An 18,959-nucleotide genomic window follows, 5' to 3' on the forward strand; every position below is an offset into this window, starting at 1 on the left:
TATAGCAGCTATGAAAAAAATAATACCTCTTCTTTTTAGTCTTTTTTTGGTTACTCCGATTTTTGCTGCCAAAGTGAGTGATTTAGTAAATATAGTTGGTGTAAGGGATAATCAGCTTATTGGTTATGGTTTGGTAGTTGGATTAAATGGAAGTGGGGATAAAACGACTTCTACTTTTACGATGCAATCTATTTCAAATATGTTAGAGAGTGTGAATGTTAAAATTGATCCTAATGATATACAATCCAAAAATGTCGCAGCAGTAATGGTAACCGCTAAGCTACCTCCTTTTGCTAGACAGGGGGATACAATTGATATTTTAGTCTCTAGTATTGGCGATGCCAAATCGCTTGAAGGGGGGACTTTGCTTTTAACTCCACTAAGTGGATTAGATGGTAGAATCTATGCAGTAGCTCAAGGAGCAGTAGGGATTGGAGGAAAAAATGAAAGGGGAGGAAGTGCTAATCATTCTCTTGCAGCAACAATGCCAAATGGAGGGATTGTTGAGAGAGAAGTCGTGTATGACTTGTATAACAAAGTCAATGCAACTTTAAGTCTAAAAGAAGCTAATTTCCAAAATGCTATGCGGATTCAAACACGAATTAATGAGACTTTTGGTGCTAATCCTGAAAATAAGCCTATTGCTACAGCCATTGATCCACGAACTATCAAACTCCAAAGACCGGAAAATTTAAGTATGGTGGAATTTTTGGCACGCGTTCAAGAAATTGATGTGGATTATGTTAGGGAGGATAAAATTATTATTAATGAAAAAACTGGGACGGTTATTGCGGGAATGGGAGTTGAAGTTTCTCCTGTGGTGGTAACACACAATAATATTACTATTAAAGTTTCTAATGAAGCCACCAATGATCCAGAAGCAGTGGATATGGGATCAGGAGCAGTCTTTAGCCCACAACAAGCAATGGTTACAAGCCCTAATAATCCAACAATTTCAAGTGTTACAAGAGCATTGCAAAGAATGGGTGCTACCCCAAAAGATATGATTGCTATTATTGAGACAATGAAAAAAGCCGGTGCTTTTAATGCGGATTTAGAGATTATCTAAGGGGGTAAATTATGGAAATCAATTTTAATCATTTAAATGGATACTCTAAGGATATTTTAGATGCAGCAAAGCAGGCTCCGACTATCCAAAAAACCGATGATGATACGCGATTGAGGGAACAAACGGATGCTTTTGAAGCATTGATTATTAAAAATATGCTTGATACGGCTTTAAAAATGGATGATTCTTTGTATCCAAAAGCCCCAGGACACGATATTTATGAATCAATGTATCGCGATACTTTATCAGAGAGTTTAAGTGGGAGCTTTGGTTTTAGTGATTTACTTTTTGATTATTTAAAAGATTTACAAAGCAAACAAGGAAGCAAGTGATTGATCAAAATTTACTTGAATCGCTAAGCAGTAGCGATAAAGAATCGTTTGCTAAGGGTTTAAAGGAGCTTATCACTCAAACTTATGAAGTTGAAAAAGAATTTGTTGAGCTCAAAGCACTTTTTGAAGAAGTCCTTGATATTTTGCCAACTGCTGTTTGGGTTTTGGAGCAGGGGGGTGAGATTTTTTATCAAAATAGTCTTGCATCAGAAATCCCAGAGCTTTTAGAGGCATTTGATTTGCAGAAGACTAAGCGTCAAGAAATTGAGCTAGATTCAAAAGTTTATTTGGTGCAAACCAACCAAAAACTAAATAAGATTATTATTTCTGCTACCGATATTACAAGTGAAAAGCGACGCGAAAGATTAGCTTCTATGGGGCAGATTTCTGCGCATCTAGCACACGAAATTCGCAATCCTGTTGGTTCTGTAGCACTACTTGCTTCCACACTCTTAAAGCGAGTAGATATTAAAAATAAAACTTTGGTTTTGGAAATTAAAAAATCAATTTGGAGAGTGGAGAGAATCATTAAAGCAACTTTACTTTTTTCAAAAGGGGTGCATATCCAAAAAAGTGAAATTGATCCCCAAAAATTGCAAGATGAATTGCAAGAATCTTTGAATTACTATACTTATTCTAAAAATATTCATTTTGCTTTTGATTTGAATGGAGAATTTTTTGAGGCGGATTTTGATTTACTTTGTATTGTCTTGCAAAATTTTCTTTTTAATGCCATTGATGCCATTGAAGAGGGTGAAGAGGAAGAAGGAGTGGTGGAAATAAGTTATCAAAAAACAGACAAGGAAGCAGTCTTTAGAATCTTTGATAATGGCAAACCCATAGAGAATCCGCAAATACTCTTTGAGCCTTTTAAAAGCACTAAACTTAAGGGGAATGGCTTAGGACTTGCTTTGTCTTTGCAGATTATTCAAGCACACGAAGGCAGCATTGAATTATTAGCAGGAAATAAAAAAGGTTTTGAGATTATTTTGCCACAAAGTGTTTAAAGGGTATTGAATTACATTAAAGATTAAGTCGTTTTTTGTTAGTATTACTAAAACATAAAAAGGATTAAATATGAGTAAAAATATCCAATTAATGCAAAATGTAAAGAGTATTCGCGAAGTTGATATTAAAGGCAAGCGAGTTTTGATTCGCGTGGATTTTAATGTGCCTATGGATGATGAATTGAATATTAGCGATGATTCAAGAATTAGAGAAGCGATTCCAACTATTAATTATTGCATTGATAATGGTGCAAAATCCATTATTCTTGTAAGTCATCTTGGCAGACCAAAAGGCAAGAGTGATGAGTTTTCATTGAAGCATGTTCTAAAAAGACTAGAAAGGCTACTTGCTAAAGATGTTGTTTTTGTGGAGAGTTTAGAAAACGCACAAGTAACTTTAAATACTTTGGTTGATGGAAGCATTGTGTTATTGGAAAATATCCGTTTCTATGAGGGTGAAGAGAAAAATGATTCAGTGCTTTCTCAAAAATTAGCTAATTTATGTGATGTGTATGTGAATGATGCCTTTGGAACTTCACATAGAAAACATTCTTCAACTTATGGAATTGCTGAATATGCCAAAGAAAAAGTAGCGGGATTGTTACTTAAAAAAGAAATCGATTCTTTTGCGGTTGCTTTGTCTAATCCTTTGCGTCCTTTGTTGTTAATTGTTGGAGGTTCTAAGGTTTCTTCAAAATTAACGCTATTAAAATCTATTTTGGAAGTGGTTGATAAAATTATTATTGGTGGAGCGATGAGCAACACTTTTTTAAAGGCAATTGGCTATGACACTAAAAGTTCTTTAGTAGAAAATGATTTGCTAGAAGAGGCAAAAGATATTTTAAGAAGTGCAAAAGAAAAGGGTGTTAAAGTTTATTTGCCTGTGGATGTTGTGGCAACAGATAATGTAAAAGATCCTAAAGAGATAAAAATCACTCCAGCTCAAGATATTCCAGATGGATTAATGGTAGTAGATATTGGTCCTGCTACGGTGAAGCTTTTTAATGAAGTCATACGAGTGAGTGAGACTATTATTTGGAATGGACCTTTGGGGGTTTATGAGCAACAAAAATTTTCAAGAGGAACTTTTAGCATTGCACACACTATTGCTGATACTTATGCTTATAGCGTGATTGGTGGTGGAGACACCGCAGATGCAGTTGATAAAGCAGGAAATAAAGATAGTATGAGTTTCACTTCCACAGGTGGAGGAGCTAGTTTAGAGTTATTAGAGGGTGTAGTCTTACCGGCTTTTGAAGTGTTAGATAAGAAAGGTTGCTGAAGTTTCATTTAGAGGGGTTGTAATGCTGAATCTTTTTACTAAACGCAATGGAATGGTTGTTCGAGAAACCATTGCATCTGTAAAAAATATTGAAATTGATGCAGATATTTTATGGATCGATCTTTTGCATCCCAATGCAGAAGAGATCGCTTATATTTCTAAAACTTATCTTTTAGACATACCTACCAAAGAAGAAAGAGAAGAAATTGAAGAATCAGCAAGGTATTGGGAAGATAGTGAAACAGTTACGATTAATACTTACTTCCTTACACGCCCTAATGAAGAAAAAATTTTTCATAATGAAACTATTACTTTTCTCATTACGCACAACATTCTTTTTACGGTGCGTTATAGTGAATTTAAAGTTTTTGATGAAATTCAACAGCGTGTTTTGGCAAGTCCAAAACATTTTGAAGATGGCTTTGATTTAATTTCAAAAATTTTTGAATTGCGTGTTGAAAAAGATGCAGATATGCTTGAGGGAATTGCAAAAGAGACAAGGTTATTGAGGCGTTTGGTTGTTTTTGATAAGCAGCTAGGTGATGAGGTTTTAGAGAAGCTTTCTATTTTGCAAGAAATGCATTTGAGTTTGAGAGATAGTTTGTTTGATAAGAGACTTGCAATTACGGCATTGCTTAGGACTAATAAAGCTGATAGCGAAGTTAAAAAGGATTTGGGAATTGTTTTAAAAGATATTAATTCATTGGTAGAATTTACTAATGTCAATATGAATATTTTAGATAATATTCAAACACTTTTTGCTAGTCAAATTAATATTGAGCAAAATAAAATTATCAAAATTTTCACCGTGGTAACTGTGGCTATGATGCCTCCAACGCTTATTGCAACAATCTATGGAATGAATTTTAAACATATGCCGGAGTTAGAATGGGCTTATTCTTATCCAATTGTGCTTGCGGTAATGATTGTTTCAACTATTTTACCACTGCTCTACTTTAAAAAGAAAAAATGGCTTTAGTGGAATAATCCACTTAAAATTTAAGTGGATTAGAAGAGGCAATATTTATTGCCTTTTTCCAAAAGTGATTGCATAAGTGGGTGTTCTAAGATCAAAAAGAGGATCTATAGGTGCTTCTACTCCACTTGGAAGTTCTGATGGGAAATAAACATCTTGATTACACGCTTCACCATCATATTTTTCTACTTTAAGTGTTCCAACTAATAAAGTCTTGTGATCTCCTGTCCATAAAGCGGTTGTATCATCAACTGCATCCCCTTTATTTGGGAATTCAAGATACATTTGATATTCAATGGGTTTGTTTTTCGTGTAAGCAATGAAATCTTCTTTTAAAAAATCTTTAGAAGCACTCTTAAGCTCACTTTGGCTTAAATAGCTAATGCCATCTTTGGGAATAAATTTCCATCTAGCAGGAATAGTTTTGTCTTTTCCTTTTTCTTTGAACCAAAAAGTGTGAATACTATAAAAAGGAGTGTGTTCTAGACTTGAAATGCCAATTTTATCTAAATATGCACTAAAATTTTTATAAGAATCTACATTATTATTGAGATCATCAATGGTTTTTTGATCCATAAGATTTGGAATTTTCATTTCAAAGAATTGTCCAAATTCTTTCGGATTTTTGGCAAAGTTAATTTCTGTATTAAGCATTACCATAGTCCAAGAATCTTCATTTCCCATAAATTTAAGTGCCATACCTCTTTGTTTGCTTCTGTCATCTTGGATAGCACCTCCTAAAGAATATCGAACTTGAACAGGAATGGTTGCTTGATTAAAAAGTGGAATATTTAAATTAGAAAGATTGAAATTTTTATCAGCGATAAAAGTCGCATTGGCACAAAATCCTTTTTTGTGATTCACCCTTGCTTTGCTATCATTTGGATCACCATTGAGTCTGTAGAAAATTTCTGCAATTTTGTCTGGATCATAAATGGTTTCTTGAGCATTAACGAAAGTTCCAAGCAAACAAGTGCTAGCACAAATTGTTAAAACTTTTTTGAAATTTTTAAGCATTGAAAACTCCTTATAATAATAATTATTTTAGAGATAATAGCATAATTACAGGAAATAAGTAAAGTTTATTTTTTTGGTTAAAGAAGGTTTTGAGCAAATTTTCGCACTTCAAAATCAAGCACAAAGACTTCATTTAGGGAATTTGGTAGTGTTTGATGAAAATAGTCTAGGGTTTTTTGGATGATTGTTACAATCTCTCCAAAAGGAATTGTATGACATAAAAAAGCTTCAACAGCAACTTCATTAGCGGCGTTTAAAATTACACCTAATTTAGGATTTTCTAAGAGAGAATTTTTGAGATTCCATAGGGGATAGCGTTTGGTGCAGATAGGTTCTAGGGTATAGTGTTGATTTACAAAATTAATACTTGGAATAAGGGGTGAGTGAGAGAAAGATTGTAAAAACTCTTCTTTTAAGCCAAGTCCATAGGTAATGGCATAAGCAATAGGGAGTTGCATATTAGCATTAGCAAAATGTGCCACTATACTTCCATCCCAAAACTCTACTAGTGCGTGAATTTGTGAATTTCGCTCAATATATGCATCAATATTTTGAGTTTTTAAAAGCCAATGAGCTTCTAGAACTTCAAAGAGTTTATTAACCATAGTTGCTGAATCAATGGTGATTTTTTTGCCCATTTTCCAATTGGGATGTTTGAGCGCGTTGGTGGCATTTTGTAAGGGGATTTCCTCTAAAGGAGTATCTCTAAAAGCACCACCGCTTGCAGTGATATAAAGATTCTTAAATGGGCGGATTTGAGAATTAAAATTCATAAGATAAGCAAGACTAAAATGTTCGCTATCAATAGGAATAATTTTGGAAGTGTCGATAAAATCACCCCCAACAACAAGACTTTCTTTATTGGCTAAAGCAACTTTTTTGCCTTCTTTTAGGGAATGTAATGTAGGTTCTAAACCTAAAAATCCAACAAGAGCATTGATAACTAGGCTACTTTTAGAGGTTGAAATGGCTTCTAAGATTCCCTCTTTGCCATAATAGATTTTTCCACTAAATTTTTTTGTGATTTTAGGAATATCTTGTTTGTTGGCAATAACAATGTTTTTAGGGTTAAATTCAAGGATTTGTTCATTAAGAAGGGAGATGTTTTTACCCGCACTTAGTGTTTCTATTTCTAATGAAAAGCGTTTGGCAATGGCTAAAGCGTTGATTCCAATAGATCCTGTGGAGCCTAAAATAATCATAAAATTACCTTTGAATAGTTGTAAGAAGCGTATAAAGAATGATTGAGCCAAAGAAATACCCATCAAGTCTATCTAACATTCCGCCATGCCCAGGAAAAATATTTCCACTATCTTTGACTTCCGCTTTTCTTTTGAGATAGCTTTCATAAAGATCGCCAAAAACACTTGCTATGCTAACGCAAACGCTAAAGATAAAAGAGGTGAAAAACTCGCATACCCCAAGCCCTACAAGAGTGCCAACAATAACCGCACAACTCATTCCAATCAAAACACCTTCTTTGGTTTTATTAGGAGAAGTAACACAAAAAGTGCTATTACTAAAGAGTTTCCCTCCCAAAAGTTTCCCTCCAAAATAGGCAAAGCTATCGGTTAGGGCGACAATAAAGATTAGCCAAACAATGGCATTAATGGTGTATTCCAAATAAAGAAAATAAAGCAAAATAAAGGGAATGGTAGGGTAGATAAAGGGCATCATTTGCTCGATTTTACCCTTTTTGGTGTAGGCTTGATAGGATGCTAAGAGAACTAAAACAACAAAGAGCCCATTTAAAGAGGGGTAGAAAAAGATGCTAATCCAAATCAAAACACAAAAGAGTAAAAAAAACCACTTGGGAGATTCTTTGTTATAGAGTTTATAAGCTTCATAAAAAGCAACTACATAAGCAATCCCCAAAACACTCCAAAGCAAGAAAGGATTGTGAAAAAAAATGATTAAAACAACCGCAATGAGCATAAAAAATGCAGTGTATAGGCGTTTTGGTTCTAGGGTTTTGAGTTGGTTTAGCATTAATTATCCTAAGATTTTTGAATGATTTAGATTATATCAAAAAATATTTTTGCAATGGCTTAGCATTGCAATAAATAAAGGCACTTGAACTAATAATTCCAATTAAATAATCAAAGATTCCACCTGTTTTAAATTGTAAGGCTTTGGGTAAAATGTGGTAGTTTTTGAGGTTAAAAGGCATGAGTAGTGGCACTCCACTAGGTGTCATCATATCGCCTATTAGATGCAAAATACAGCCTAAAACTAAGCCTATTGCTAAAATCAAAGGTAGAATCTTAAAATAATTTAAAGCCCCTAATGCTATGGCTAGTAAAAGGATAAATAAAAGGCTATGTGTGAATCCGCGATGCCCAAAGAAAAATTTAATGAGATTAGAGATTCCAAGAGTTTTTCTGCCGATGAGAGATTGAGGTTCATCAATATCGGGCAATAACACACCAATGCCAATGGCACTATAAAAAAGAATTAAATCTTGCGAGGATAGTTGTGTTTGTCCTAGAAAATTAATCGCATAGATTCCGCAAGAAGCTACGCCAAGCCCAAAAGCTAAATGGGTTTTTCCTAGCATTCTTGATTCCGAATAATGAGGCTTGGTGGTAGATGAAAAAAGTCAATCAATTCTTTTTCTTTTTGCCTTTGCTCTCCCCTGTCTTTTTCGTGATCAAAGCCAAGTAAATGTAAGATTCCATGAATAAATAATAAAGCCATTTCGTCATTAGGTGTGTGATGGTATTTTTCGCTATTTTGTTTAATAAAATCAAGCGAAATAACTATGCTTCCAAGTAAAGGAGAAAAATCTGATTCTAATGGGAATGATAGCACATCAGTGGGCTTGTCTTTATTGCGGTGGATTTTATTTAAGTTTTGAATGGTTGGATTATCTACCAAGAGCAATTCGCATTGTTTATTTTTAAGCCCTAAATCCAGTAGAATCTTATCAAAAACCTTTTCTAAAAATAAAAACAGATCATCGCTGATTTTAAAATCAGTTTGGTTGTCAAAATCAATTTTATTGTGCATTGATTTCTAAGCCTACAGGGCAATGATCGCTACCAAAAACTTCAGGATAAATCTTAGCATCTAAGAGTTTTGAATCTAAAGCCTTAGAGCAGAGAAAATAATCAATCCGCCACCCTGTGTTATTCTCTCGCGCTTTGCCCATATAGCTCCACCAGCTATACGCTCCCTCTAGTGTGGGATAAAAATGCCTAAATGTATCAGTGAATCCAGAATCTAAAAGCTGTGTCATTTTTTCACGCTCTTCATCAGTAAAACCGGCATTCCTGCGGTTTGTTTTTGGATTTTTAAGATCAATTTCTTGGTGAGCGACATTGAGATCTCCGCACACAATCACAGGCTTTGTTTTTTCGAGATTTTTGAGATAGGCGCGAAAATCATCTTCCCATTCCATACGATATGACAATCTCTCTAGTTCGCGTTTAGAGTTTGGCGTATAGACATTGACAAGATAAAAATCCTTATATTCTGCACAAATAATGCGCCCTTCTTTGTCGTGGTGTGCTATGCCCATATCATACGCGACACTTAAGGGCTTAGTTTTGCTAAAAATTGCTACTCCAGAATACCCCTTTTTTTCGGCACTATTCCAATATTCTTCATAATTAGGAAAATCAAAGGTGGCTTGTTCGCGCTGCATTTTGGATTCTTGGATACAAAATACATCAGCATTAACTGTTTCAAAAAAATCCATAAAGCCCTTATTCATACAGGCTCTAAGCCCATTGACATTCCACGAAATAAGTTTCATTAATACTCCAAATAATTTATTTTAAGATTCCAATAAGAATCTTAAGTATTTAGGGTTGTTTAACAACGCCATTGTAAAAAGGTTTGCACTTGTCTTGAGTGTTAATAATTTTTTCAGCGCCTTTTTTAAATTTTCCAAGTAAGGAAGTTGCAAGATTTACCGCAGTAGAAATAGCAGTCTTGGTAACTTCTATTTTAGGATCTGTGAGAGTTCCTTTGATAGCTTGAGAATATTTGGCGCAATTTTGTGAATCTAAAACTCCAATAGAGAAATTTTCAAAGGCATTGTTATTGAGATTGATAGCTCCAATAGCGGCAATTCTAGTTTTGCCTGTAGCAAAGGCAACATCTTTGGCATAAGCAATTCCCTTTTGAATATCAAGTTGCATTTCTAATTGTTTGATAGCCGTTTTAGTATCTATGAGTGTATTTAACCCAAGCATTCCTACATTACTCCCTTTAGTGGCTGCAATTCCAATAGGTCCTGCAAGCACAAATGCTCCAATATCTAAAAGATTAATTTCATTGCTTTTTTCAAGATTTTTTGCAAGGGCATCAATGTCAATGCTATAAATTTCAATGTTATTCCCGCTTAGAGAGAATGGTCCATTGAGATTGCTAAGAATCGTTGGTGCATCCATTCCTTTGAAAGTTAGATTGGCATTTGTATTGATGATTCCGCCTTTGATAATTTTGCCATTACCTGTAAAGTTAGCAATCTTTTTAATATCAAGATTTTCGCCAGTAAGCTTAAGCTTTTCGTTAGCAAGATCTATAGTGAGATTTCCAAAATCTTGGTTTTGTAGATAGAAAGTCGGGATATTATTTTCTAAAGCTGCTTTGCCTTTGAGTGTTAATGGACCTTGTAATTCCATAGCAATGGGATTAATGTTGGCAATATTTTGAGTATTGATAAAAAAGTCAGTGCTATAGGCATTGTCTTTAAGATTGATTTTTGTATTTGTGATTTCTATATTAATGTCTTGTCCATTAGCTTTTAGTTCGGCTTGTCCAGCACCATTGCTAAATTTGCCATCCCCATTGAGTGAAAATGCAATATCTTTTTTAAAAGTCATTCCACTAAGGGCATTAAGGGTATTTTTGGCAATAGTGATATTTTGAGAGTATAAGTTAAAGTTGCCATCAAAGTTGGAATCTTTGAAGTTTTTAAGATTGATTTTAGCATTTAAAAAACCATCGGCATTGTATTGGAAAAGTTTGGCAAGTTTTTGGAGGTTGAGGTTTTGTAAATCTAGCGAAATCGTTTGTGGAGCATAATTTTCTAAGAGTGCATTAGCCTTGAGTTTAGAATCAAATAAATCACTATTAGCAAGAATCTCTAGTGTTTTAGAATCGCCCTTAATGTTGGCATTTAAAGTATTGTTATTTGCAAGATTAAGATTATTAAAAACGATAGATTGGATATTGCTATTAAGGTTTGCAGTGAGTTTGTAGCTAAGGTTTGCAAGATCAATTTCATTGACTTTAGCATCAAGATTGAGTGTGCCTTTGGCATCATAAGGCAAAGAAGCAAATTCTAGAATCTCTTTTAAATTAAGTTCTTTGGCATTAAGCGTAAGATTTTTGGGTGTATAGTTTGGAAGGGATAAGTTTGCTAGGATTGGATTTGCAATGATATTTAAAATCAAGTTGGCTTCTTGGTTGGCAATATGCGTGGATTTTAAATTTAGATTAGCATTGATAGGTTTTTTTAGAGAAAAGCCACTTGCGACAATATTTTGTAAAGTTAGTTTTAAATCTCCATTGCTTGAATAGTCTTTGAGATTTAAGGCAAGGTTGTTGGAATTAAGATTTAGGTAGCTAGAGGTTGCAAGGATTGTTGCTAGAATGTTCTCACCCTTAGCTTCTCCATTAATAGCAAGTTTGATGGGATCTGTAGGGAGAATGAGATTGTAATCATTGGTTAAAAGGGTGGTGTTTGGTGAGATTGCATTAGAGGCAATTTTGAAACCACCTTTGGGAGCAGTAAGATTAGAAATATCCAAATCAGCATTGAGGAGAATTTTTCCATTGGCATAATTTGGTTGGTTTAGAAAATGTAGGAGTGAGGCAATATCAACACCTTCTTTGCTAGAGACAAATAATCTTTTGGGGTTGAAGTTTTGTAAGGTTATATCAGTGTGAATCGCACTATTAAAAGCAGTAATATCTGCTTTAATAGCAAGATTACTTGAATCTTTGATGACATTACCATTAAGACTTACTCCCCCATTTAGTTTGATTCCAATAAGGTTTTCATAGGGACTTAGATCCTTAATGATTCCATTGATTTGAGCTTCCGTGTTAAGAGTTAAAAGGGAATATTTTCCGTTGATGGCTATTTGTGATTTTTGTTTATCAGTGATTCCAAAGGCATAAGAGCTAGAATCAAGCTTAAAGTATGTAAATTCGATTCCAATGGGAGCTTTTTCATTAGCAATTTGAGTGATTTTATTTTTAAGAAATTCATTTCCGCTTGCAGAAAAGAGCCACATTGCAATTCCAATAACAACAAGAACAATGACAACAATGAAGATTCCAAGGTATTTAAAAAATTTTTTCACACGATATTCCTTGTTTTGTGATGAGTGTTTTTAGAAATCATATATTGAAATTTTAATTTGATTTAAGTTAAAAGAATATAAATTCTTAAAAAGATATGGGATACCAAAAAAGAATAAAAATTTTATAATTTAAGACTTTATAAAAAAATCCGATATAAAATTTTGAAATTCTTTTTTTGAAATTAAAAGAATTTACAAAACAGAAAGGAGTCTGTTATGATCTCAAGTATCAATAGTAGTTCAGTAGCAGTAAGTGGAAACCTAAATGTGCTTAAAAAAGCAATGGATACAGAAGAAGCTTTGATGAGTTCTATTATTAATGGAATGCAAGGTGTGCAAACAACAATGCAAACTTCTCAAGCTCCTACTCAATCTGCTCCAGCTACTCCAAGCCAATCAAGTTCTAAATTGGATATTATGGCTTAATCTTAGAGCACCATTTGGGTGCTTAAGATTTAAATTTTTACAATTTATTCTAGCTTTAAATATTTTTCTTTACAATTCCATTTCTTTAAAATCTTTAAAAATAAAATGGAAGAGCAATGATACAGCAAAATTTTTCTACTAAAATAGTTAATTTGATTATGCGTTATGCAACCAATAAATACCTTACCTTAAAGCCTTCACATCTTACTCAATTGCCCCCTCCAAACCCTAATAAAGTGAAGGAAAAATCTTATTTGTTATATATCCACATACCTTTTTGTATGACGCTTTGCACTTATTGTTCTTTTAATCGTTTTTTGTTTCAAGAAGACAAGGCAAAAGCCTATTTTAAATCATTGCGTAAAGAAATGTTAATGGTTAAAGAATTGGGATATGATTTTAATGCTATTTATGTGGGTGGTGGGACAACTTCGATTATGCCAAAAGAGTTGTGTGAAACTTTGGATTTAGCAAAGAGTCTTTTTAGCATTAAAGAAGTATCGTGCGAATCAGATCCTAACCATCTTCATTTAGAAGAGTTAGAAATGTTTAAAGGTCGCATTGATAGACTTTCTGTTGGAGTGCAGAGTTTTGATGATGGAATCTTAAGAAAAGTGGGGCGTTATGAGAAATTTGGTAGTGGCGAAGAAGTGATTAAAAAATTGCAAAAAGCTATTGGAGTGTTACCTATTTTAAATGTAGATTTGATTTTTAATTTTCCTAATCAAACTAAAGAAATGTTGGCAAAAGATTTAGAGATCATTAAAGAGTTAAAACCTGAACAAGTTACACTTTATCCTTTAATGTCTTCTCCATCGGTTAAAAGTATTTTAAAGCGTTCTATTGGGGAGGTTAGTTTAAAGAATGAAGCACAGCTTTATTGGCAGATTCTAGAAACCTTAAAAGATGATTTTTCTCCTTTATCAAGTTGGGCTTTTTCGCATAAAGGCAGTGCAATTTTTGATGAATATGTCGTGGATAATGATGAGTATGTGGGGATTGGTTCGGGTTCTTTTAGTTTTTTAAATGGCACTTTATATGTGAATACTTTTTCACTCAAAGAATATGCACATAAAATTAATAGCGGTAATATGGGAGTTGCAAGAGAGAGAAAATATTCTAAAAAGGCACAATTGCAATATCGCTTAATGGTGGAGCTTTTTGGTGGTAAAGCTAGTGCTAAGGATTTTAAGCAAAAATATAATGCAAATTTAGAGTGGGATTTGTTTAAAGAGTTAGCATTTTTGAAATTAACCGGCAATATTTATAAAAAAGATGGGGATTATTATCCAACAACACAGGGTAAATATCTTTTTTTATCAATGATGAAAGAATTTTATATTGGTATGGATAGAGTGCGTGAAGAATCTCGTGCAATGCTCAAAGAAGAAGATATGTAGCTATAGCCTAAAAATTTCTTCTGTGGTATTAGAAGGAGAGAATTCTTTTTCATTGGGCGTATCGGATTTCTGATCTTGGGTTTTGTTTTTAGATTTACCTTCTAATAGATTATTGAGACTTTTCATTTGTTCTTCCAAGAGTTCTTTTGTTTTATTATCTTCCAAAGCTTTTTCTATTTCTTTTTGGAGAATTTCGCCTTGCTCTTGGAGAAAATCTTTTGCTTGATTGTTGAAATCATTTAGTTTTTCACTTTTATCAATTAAGGTATCTTTTAATCCAGAATTCTCTAATGTTTCTTGTAATGTTTGCGAACCCTTTTGGGCGATTTCATCGCAGCCACAAAGCAATAAAAGACAAAGAATATTAAAAATAGATTTTTTCATTTTGCAGCCTTAATTGTGTATTTTTAGCTATAATCTTAGCAAAAATTTTTAAATGGAAAATTAAATGCATAAAAATAAAGTGTTGTTAGTTGCAGAGCTTTCTGCAAACCATAATCAAAACAAAGAAATTGCTCTAAAAACTATAAAAGCTGCCAAAGAAAGTGGTGCAGATGCGATAAAATTGCAGACTTATACGCCAGAATGTTTGACTTTAGATAGTCATTTGAAATACTTTAAGATTCAAGGGACTTTATGGGAAGGAAAAAATTTCTATCAACTCTATAAAGAGGCTATGACACCTTGGGAATGGCATAGAGAGCTTTTTTCTTATGTGCGTGAATTGGGGATGATATGTTTTTCAAGCCCTTTTAGCAAAGAAGCAGTTGATTTTTTGGAAACTTTGGAGAACCCTATTTATAAGGTAGCTTCATTTGAAATCGTGGATTTAGAACTTATAGCCTATATGGCTAAACAAAAAAAGCCAATGATTCTCTCTAAAGGCATTGCAAGCAAAGAGGAAATAGAAGAAGCTATTCAGGTGTGCAGAGAAAATGGAGCTCAAGATATTACTTTGTTGCAATGCACCAGTTCTTATCCTGCACCACTTAATGAAGCAAATTTATCTTTAATTCCCAAAATGGCAAGGGATTTTAAAGTGAAAGTTGGATTATCTGATCATACTTTAGGGATAACAGCCGCTATTGTTGCTGCAAGTCTTGGTGCTAGTGTTATTGAGAAGCATTTTATTTTAGATAAGAATCTAGGTGGTCCAGATAGTGCCTTTAGTATGGAGCCAAAAGAGTTTAGTATTATGGCAAAAGCGATTAGGGAAGTTGAAGAATTATTGGGTGAAGAAACTTATGAATTAAGTAAAAAATCCAAAGAAGGTAGAGTATTTATGCGATCACTTTTTGTAGTAGAAGATATTGCAAAAGGAGAAATTATTAAGCCTAATCAAATTCGTTCGATTCGACCAGGTTTTGGAATTCCTCCTAAGATGAAAACGCAAGTAATAGGTAAAAAAGCAAGTAAAGATTTAAAGAGGGGAGAGCCGCTAAGTTTTGGGGATTGGGAAGTTTAGGACTTGGCAAAAAAGCGTAAGAAAATAAAGCCACAAATGCCAGAACAAAAGGAAGCAAGTAGAATGGATAGATTATCTGCATAGTCAAAAATATCACTCACTTCATAGGCTAGACCATCGATAAATAAACTCATTGTAAAGCCAATTCCGGTAAGAATACAAACTCCATAAAGTTGTTTGAAGTTTGCTTTTTGTGGGAGTTTGGCTAGTTTTAATTTGATGGCTAGATAAGCAAAAGAAAATACCCCAATTTGTTTGCCTATGAAAAGTCCCAAAAATATGCCTATACTTACGCCAGAAAAGAGCATTTCAGGTGTGATTCTAGAGAGATTAACTCCAGCATTTGCAAAGGCAAAAAGAGGTAGGATTACAAAGGTGATCCAGAATCTTAAACTTTCGTGAATTTCTTCTAAAAAGGGATTGCCTTCTTTGGTATTCATTGGAATCAAAAAAGCAGTGATGATTCCAGCCAAAGTTGCATGCACTCCACTTTTTAGCACACTAACCCATAAAATCACTGAGCAAATAAAATAAAAAGATTTTTTAGCGATACCAAAAATATTGAGTAACAACATTAATAAAATAGCAATACTTGCAACAATTAAAGCAGCTAAAGAAAGTTTAGTGGTATAAAAAAGCGCAATAATCAAAATTGCTCCTACATCATCAAAAATCGCCAAAGAGAGCAAAAAAACCTTGAGGCTACTTGGAATATGTTTGCCGCACATTATTAAAATAGCTAAAGCAAAGGCAGTGTCAGTCGCAGTTGGGATAGCCCATCCTTTTAAGACATAAGAATCGTTAAAATTAATAAAAGCAAATATTAAAGCAGGAACAATGATTCCGCCTAATGCTGCTATAAAAGGAAGTGTGATATTTTTGGGATTTTTAAAATCTCCTTGGGTGAATTCTTTTTTTAATTCTAAACCGATTGCAAAGAAAAAAATAGAAATTAAACCATCATTAACCCACAATAAAAAAGGCTTATTAAGCACAAAATTTCCTATATTAAAGCCCACGTCAAGATTTAAAAAGGCTCTATAATGTGAGCTATAAGGACCATTTTGAATAAGCAAAGCAAGTGCGGTGCAAACAATAAGTAAAATGCCCCCAAAAGCTTCGTTATGTAGTAAATTTTTAAGTTTTAATAGCATAGATTGACTTTAATTTTTATAGTATTGGTTTGAATTTTAGCATAAAATACTAAAAATAATGGCAAAATCATTGGTTGTTGGTTTGGATTTATTTTTAGAATTATTTGGAGCTCTCTACTTTAGTATATGCTTTCACTCACCAAAAAATAATATATGCAAACAATAAGTAAAATGCCCCCAAAAGCTTCGTTATGTAGTAAATTTTTAAGTTTTAATAGCATAGATTGACTTTAATTTTTATAGTATTGGTTTGAATTTTAGCATAAAATACTAAAAATAATGGCAAAATCATTGGTTGTTGGTTTGGATTTATTTTTAGAATTATTTGGAGCTCTCTACTTTAGTATATGCTTTCACTCACCAAAAAATAATATATAATCTCCCCCTTTAATCTCCCCTTAAGCTTAAGCTGCTATAATTCCACTTCCTTTTTTGCATAAAAAAAGTGTTCTTTTGGCTTTATATACATAAACATTGATTTAAAGTTAAAATGATCTTTGACAACTAAGCAGGAATATAAAAAAGACAACCTAGAAATTATTTCTATTCTTTTTATATTTCTAAAATCATACAACATAAACTCATTTATGACTTTGTAGTTTTATAACCACAAATCTATAAAACAGAGATTTTGAGATTTTAGGACAAACAATCCAATTTATTTTTATGGAGAGTTTAAGTCTTTTTATTAAGATTTTTAACTCCCCATTTTCTATGGAGAGTTTGATCCTGGCTCAGAGTGAACGCTGGCGGCGTGCCTAATACATGCAAGTCGAACGATGAAGCTTCTAGCTTGCTAGAAGTGGATTAGTGGCGCACGGGTGAGTAATGCATAGGTTATGTGCCCTTTAGTCTGGGATAGCCACTGGAAACGGTGATTAATACTAGATACTCCCTACGGGGGAAAGTTTTTCGCTAAAGGATCAGCCTATGTCCTATCAGCTTGTTGGTGAGGTAATGGCTCACCAAGGCTATGACGGGTATCCGGCCTGAGAGGGTGATCGGACACACTGGAACTGAGACACGGTCCAGACTCCTACGGGAGGCAGCAGTAGGGAATATTGCTCAATGGGGGAAACCCTGAAGCAGCAACGCCGCGTGGAGGATGAAGGTTTTCGGATTGTAAACTCCTTTTGTTAGAGAAGATTATGACGGTATCTAACGAATAAGCACCGGCTAACTCCGTGCCAGCAGCCGCGGTAATACGGAGGGTGCAAGCGTTACTCGGAATCACTGGGCGTAAAGAGCGCGTAGGCGGGGTAGCAAGTCAGATGTGAAATCCTATGGCTTAACCATAGAACTGCATTTGAAACTGTTACTCTAGAGTATGGGAGAGGTAGGTGGAATTCTTGGTGTAGGGGTAAAATCCGTAGAGATCAAGAGGAATACTCATTGCGAAGGCGACCTGCTGGAACATTACTGACGCTGATGCGCGAAAGCGTGGGGAGCAAACAGGATTAGATACCCTGGTAGTCCACGCCCTAAACGATGAATGCTAGTTGTTGTGAGGCTTGTCCTTGCAGTAATGCAGCTAACGCATTAAGCATTCCGCCTGGGGAGTACGGTCGCAAGATTAAAACTCAAAGGAATAGACGGGGACCCGCACAAGCGGTGGAGCATGTGGTTTAATTCGAAGATACGCGAAGAACCTTACCTAGGCTTGACATTGATAGAATCTACTAGAGATAGTGGAGTGCCCTTTTAGGGAGCTTGAAAACAGGTGCTGCACGGCTGTCGTCAGCTCGTGTCGTGAGATGTTGGGTTAAGTCCCGCAACGAGCGCAACCCTCGTCCTTAGTTGCTAGCAGTTTGGCTGAGCACTCTAAGGAGACTGCCTTCGTAAGGAGGAGGAAGGTGAGGATGACGTCAAGTCATCATGGCCCTTACGCCTAGGGCTACACACGTGCTACAATGGGGTGCACAAAGAGAAGCAATACTGCGAAGTGGAGCCAATCTCTAAAACATCTCTCAGTTCGGATTGTAGTCTGCAACTCGACTACATGAAGCTGGAATCGCTAGTAATCGTGAATCAGCCATGTCACGGTGAATACGTTCCCGGGTCTTGTACTCACCGCCCGTCACACCATGGGAGTTGTATTCGCCTTAAGTCGGAATACTAAACTAGTTACCGCCCACGGCGGATGCAGCGACTGGGGTGAAGTCGTAACAAGGTAACCGTAGGTGAACCTGCGGTTGGATCACCTCCTTTCAAGAGACATCACTAAATATTCATTTATTTAGTTGAATAAGGAAGTCTTTTTTCCTGCTTAGTTTTCAGAGATCATCCAAGCTTTAGAGTAGGGGCTTATAGCTCAGGTGGTTAGAGCGCACCCCTGATAAGGGTGAGGTCGGAGGTTCAAGTCCTCCTAAGCCCACCATTGGGGAATTAGCTCAGCTGGGAGAGCGCCTGCTTTGCACGCAGGAGGTCAGCGGTTCGATCCCGCTATTCTCCACCATTAAAAGGTTTAATGTGAGTTTTTTTAATCTTAAGATTCACATTAGACTTTTTAAG

Annotated in this window: 17 protein-coding genes, 2 tRNA genes and 1 rRNA gene; 11 read left to right on the forward strand and 9 right to left on the reverse strand. The window is 34.8% G+C overall.

The features are described 5' to 3' along the window. The first annotated feature begins 10 nt into the window (after positions 1-10). From HCAN_RS01390 to corA, 5 genes are all read left to right on the forward strand, one after another. Positions 11-1,069 carry a flagellar basal body P-ring protein FlgI gene (locus HCAN_RS01390; protein ID WP_006655899.1) on the forward strand — a complete coding sequence of 353 codons (1,059 nt, stop codon included), beginning with the start codon at positions 11-13 and terminating at the stop codon, positions 1,067-1,069. 11 nt (positions 1,070-1,080) lie between these two features. After that, a complete protein-coding gene (locus tag HCAN_RS01395; protein WP_006655898.1) occupies positions 1,081-1,401 on the forward strand; it encodes a rod-binding protein in 321 nt (106 codons plus the stop codon). Next, the gene (locus tag HCAN_RS01400) at positions 1,398-2,408 is read left to right on the forward strand and encodes a sensor histidine kinase (protein WP_006656721.1); all 1,011 of its coding nucleotides are present in this window, start codon (positions 1,398-1,400) and stop codon (positions 2,406-2,408) included. Before HCAN_RS01395 ends, HCAN_RS01400 begins: the two co-directional genes overlap by 4 nt. A 70-nt stretch (positions 2,409-2,478) precedes the next feature. Next, entirely contained in the window at positions 2,479-3,690 is a 1,212-nt protein-coding gene (locus tag HCAN_RS01405; protein ID WP_006655896.1) for a phosphoglycerate kinase, read from the forward strand. A gap of 22 nt (positions 3,691-3,712) precedes the next feature. Next, on the forward strand, positions 3,713-4,669 hold the full coding sequence (corA, locus tag HCAN_RS01410; RefSeq protein WP_006655895.1) for a magnesium/cobalt transporter CorA: 957 nt from the start codon (positions 3,713-3,715) through the stop codon (positions 4,667-4,669). Between the two features lie 45 nt (positions 4,670-4,714). On the opposite strand, the gene HCAN_RS01415 is transcribed toward corA, so the two are convergent. From HCAN_RS01415 to HCAN_RS01445, 7 genes are all read right to left on the reverse strand, one after another. Beyond that, entirely contained in the window at positions 4,715-5,683 is a 969-nt protein-coding gene (locus tag HCAN_RS01415) for a catalase (RefSeq protein WP_006655894.1), read from the reverse strand. Positions 5,684-5,760: 77 nt separating this feature from the next. Then, positions 5,761-6,885, reverse strand: a complete 1,125-nt coding sequence (gene dxr, locus HCAN_RS01420; RefSeq protein ID WP_006655893.1) for a 1-deoxy-D-xylulose-5-phosphate reductoisomerase — start codon at positions 6,883-6,885, stop codon at positions 5,761-5,763. Between the two features lie 4 nt (positions 6,886-6,889). Then, on the reverse strand, positions 6,890-7,672 hold the full coding sequence (locus HCAN_RS01425) for a phosphatidate cytidylyltransferase (RefSeq protein WP_006655892.1): 783 nt from the start codon (positions 7,670-7,672) through the stop codon (positions 6,890-6,892). A gap of 31 nt (positions 7,673-7,703) precedes the next feature. Next, positions 7,704-8,240: a metal-dependent hydrolase gene (locus HCAN_RS01430; protein WP_006655891.1), complete on the reverse strand. Its 537-nt coding sequence runs from the start codon at positions 8,238-8,240 to the stop codon at positions 7,704-7,706. Further along, positions 8,234-8,692 carry an rRNA maturation RNase YbeY gene (gene ybeY, locus HCAN_RS01435; RefSeq protein WP_006655890.1) on the reverse strand — a complete coding sequence of 153 codons (459 nt, stop codon included), beginning with the start codon at positions 8,690-8,692 and terminating at the stop codon, positions 8,234-8,236. The genes HCAN_RS01430 and ybeY overlap by 7 nt, the downstream gene beginning before the upstream one ends. Further along, positions 8,682-9,440 (reverse strand): exodeoxyribonuclease III, encoded by a 759-nt coding sequence (locus HCAN_RS01440; RefSeq protein WP_006655889.1) that lies wholly within the window; start codon positions 9,438-9,440, stop codon positions 8,682-8,684. Before HCAN_RS01440 ends, ybeY begins: the two co-directional genes overlap by 11 nt. 49 nt (positions 9,441-9,489) lie before the next feature. Then, the gene (locus tag HCAN_RS01445; protein ID WP_034556385.1) at positions 9,490-12,003 is read right to left on the reverse strand and encodes a hypothetical protein; all 2,514 of its coding nucleotides are present in this window, start codon (positions 12,001-12,003) and stop codon (positions 9,490-9,492) included. 216 nt (positions 12,004-12,219) lie between these two features. Between HCAN_RS01445 and HCAN_RS01450 the strand changes: the two genes are divergently transcribed. Together HCAN_RS01450 and HCAN_RS01455 are read left to right on the forward strand one after the other, a co-directional pair. Beyond that, positions 12,220-12,429 (forward strand): hypothetical protein, encoded by a 210-nt coding sequence (locus HCAN_RS01450; RefSeq protein ID WP_006656624.1) that lies wholly within the window; start codon positions 12,220-12,222, stop codon positions 12,427-12,429. A 116-nt stretch (positions 12,430-12,545) separates the two neighbouring features. Continuing rightward, entirely contained in the window at positions 12,546-13,829 is a 1,284-nt protein-coding gene (locus tag HCAN_RS01455) for a coproporphyrinogen III oxidase family protein (RefSeq protein WP_006656723.1), read from the forward strand. Here the strand turns inward: HCAN_RS01455 and HCAN_RS01460 are convergent, their stop codons facing one another. Next, entirely contained in the window at positions 13,830-14,213 is a 384-nt protein-coding gene (locus HCAN_RS01460) for a hypothetical protein (protein WP_006655887.1), read from the reverse strand. A gap of 64 nt (positions 14,214-14,277) precedes the next feature. Here HCAN_RS01460 and pseI point away from each other — a divergent pair, with 64 nt between their 5' ends. Beyond that, positions 14,278-15,294, forward strand: coding sequence for a pseudaminic acid synthase (gene pseI, locus HCAN_RS01465; protein WP_006655886.1), 1,017 nt, complete (start codon positions 14,278-14,280; stop codon positions 15,292-15,294). On the opposite strand, the gene nhaA is transcribed toward pseI, so the two are convergent. Further along, complete coding sequence (gene nhaA / locus HCAN_RS01470; RefSeq protein WP_006656724.1) at positions 15,291-16,448, reverse strand: Na+/H+ antiporter NhaA; 1,158 nt, start codon at positions 16,446-16,448, stop codon at positions 15,291-15,293. The genes pseI and nhaA overlap by 4 nt on opposite strands. 711 nt (positions 16,449-17,159) lie before the next feature. On the opposite strand from nhaA, the gene HCAN_RS01475 reads away from it, so the two are divergent. The 3 genes from HCAN_RS01475 to HCAN_RS01485 all read left to right on the forward strand — a co-directional run bounded on the left by HCAN_RS01475 (position 17,160) and on the right by HCAN_RS01485 (position 18,903). Continuing rightward, positions 17,160-18,656, forward strand: a 16S ribosomal RNA gene (locus HCAN_RS01475). A 92-nt stretch (positions 18,657-18,748) separates the two neighbouring features. Continuing rightward, a tRNA-Ile gene (locus HCAN_RS01480) sits at positions 18,749-18,825 on the forward strand. Positions 18,826-18,827: 2 nt separating this feature from the next. Next, positions 18,828-18,903, forward strand: a tRNA-Ala gene (locus tag HCAN_RS01485). Positions 18,904-18,959: the final 56 nt, after the last annotated feature.

This window comes from Helicobacter canadensis MIT 98-5491 (assembly GCF_000162575.1).
In the GTDB taxonomy this organism is placed as follows: Bacteria; Campylobacterota; Campylobacteria; order Campylobacterales; family Helicobacteraceae; genus Helicobacter_D; species Helicobacter_D canadensis.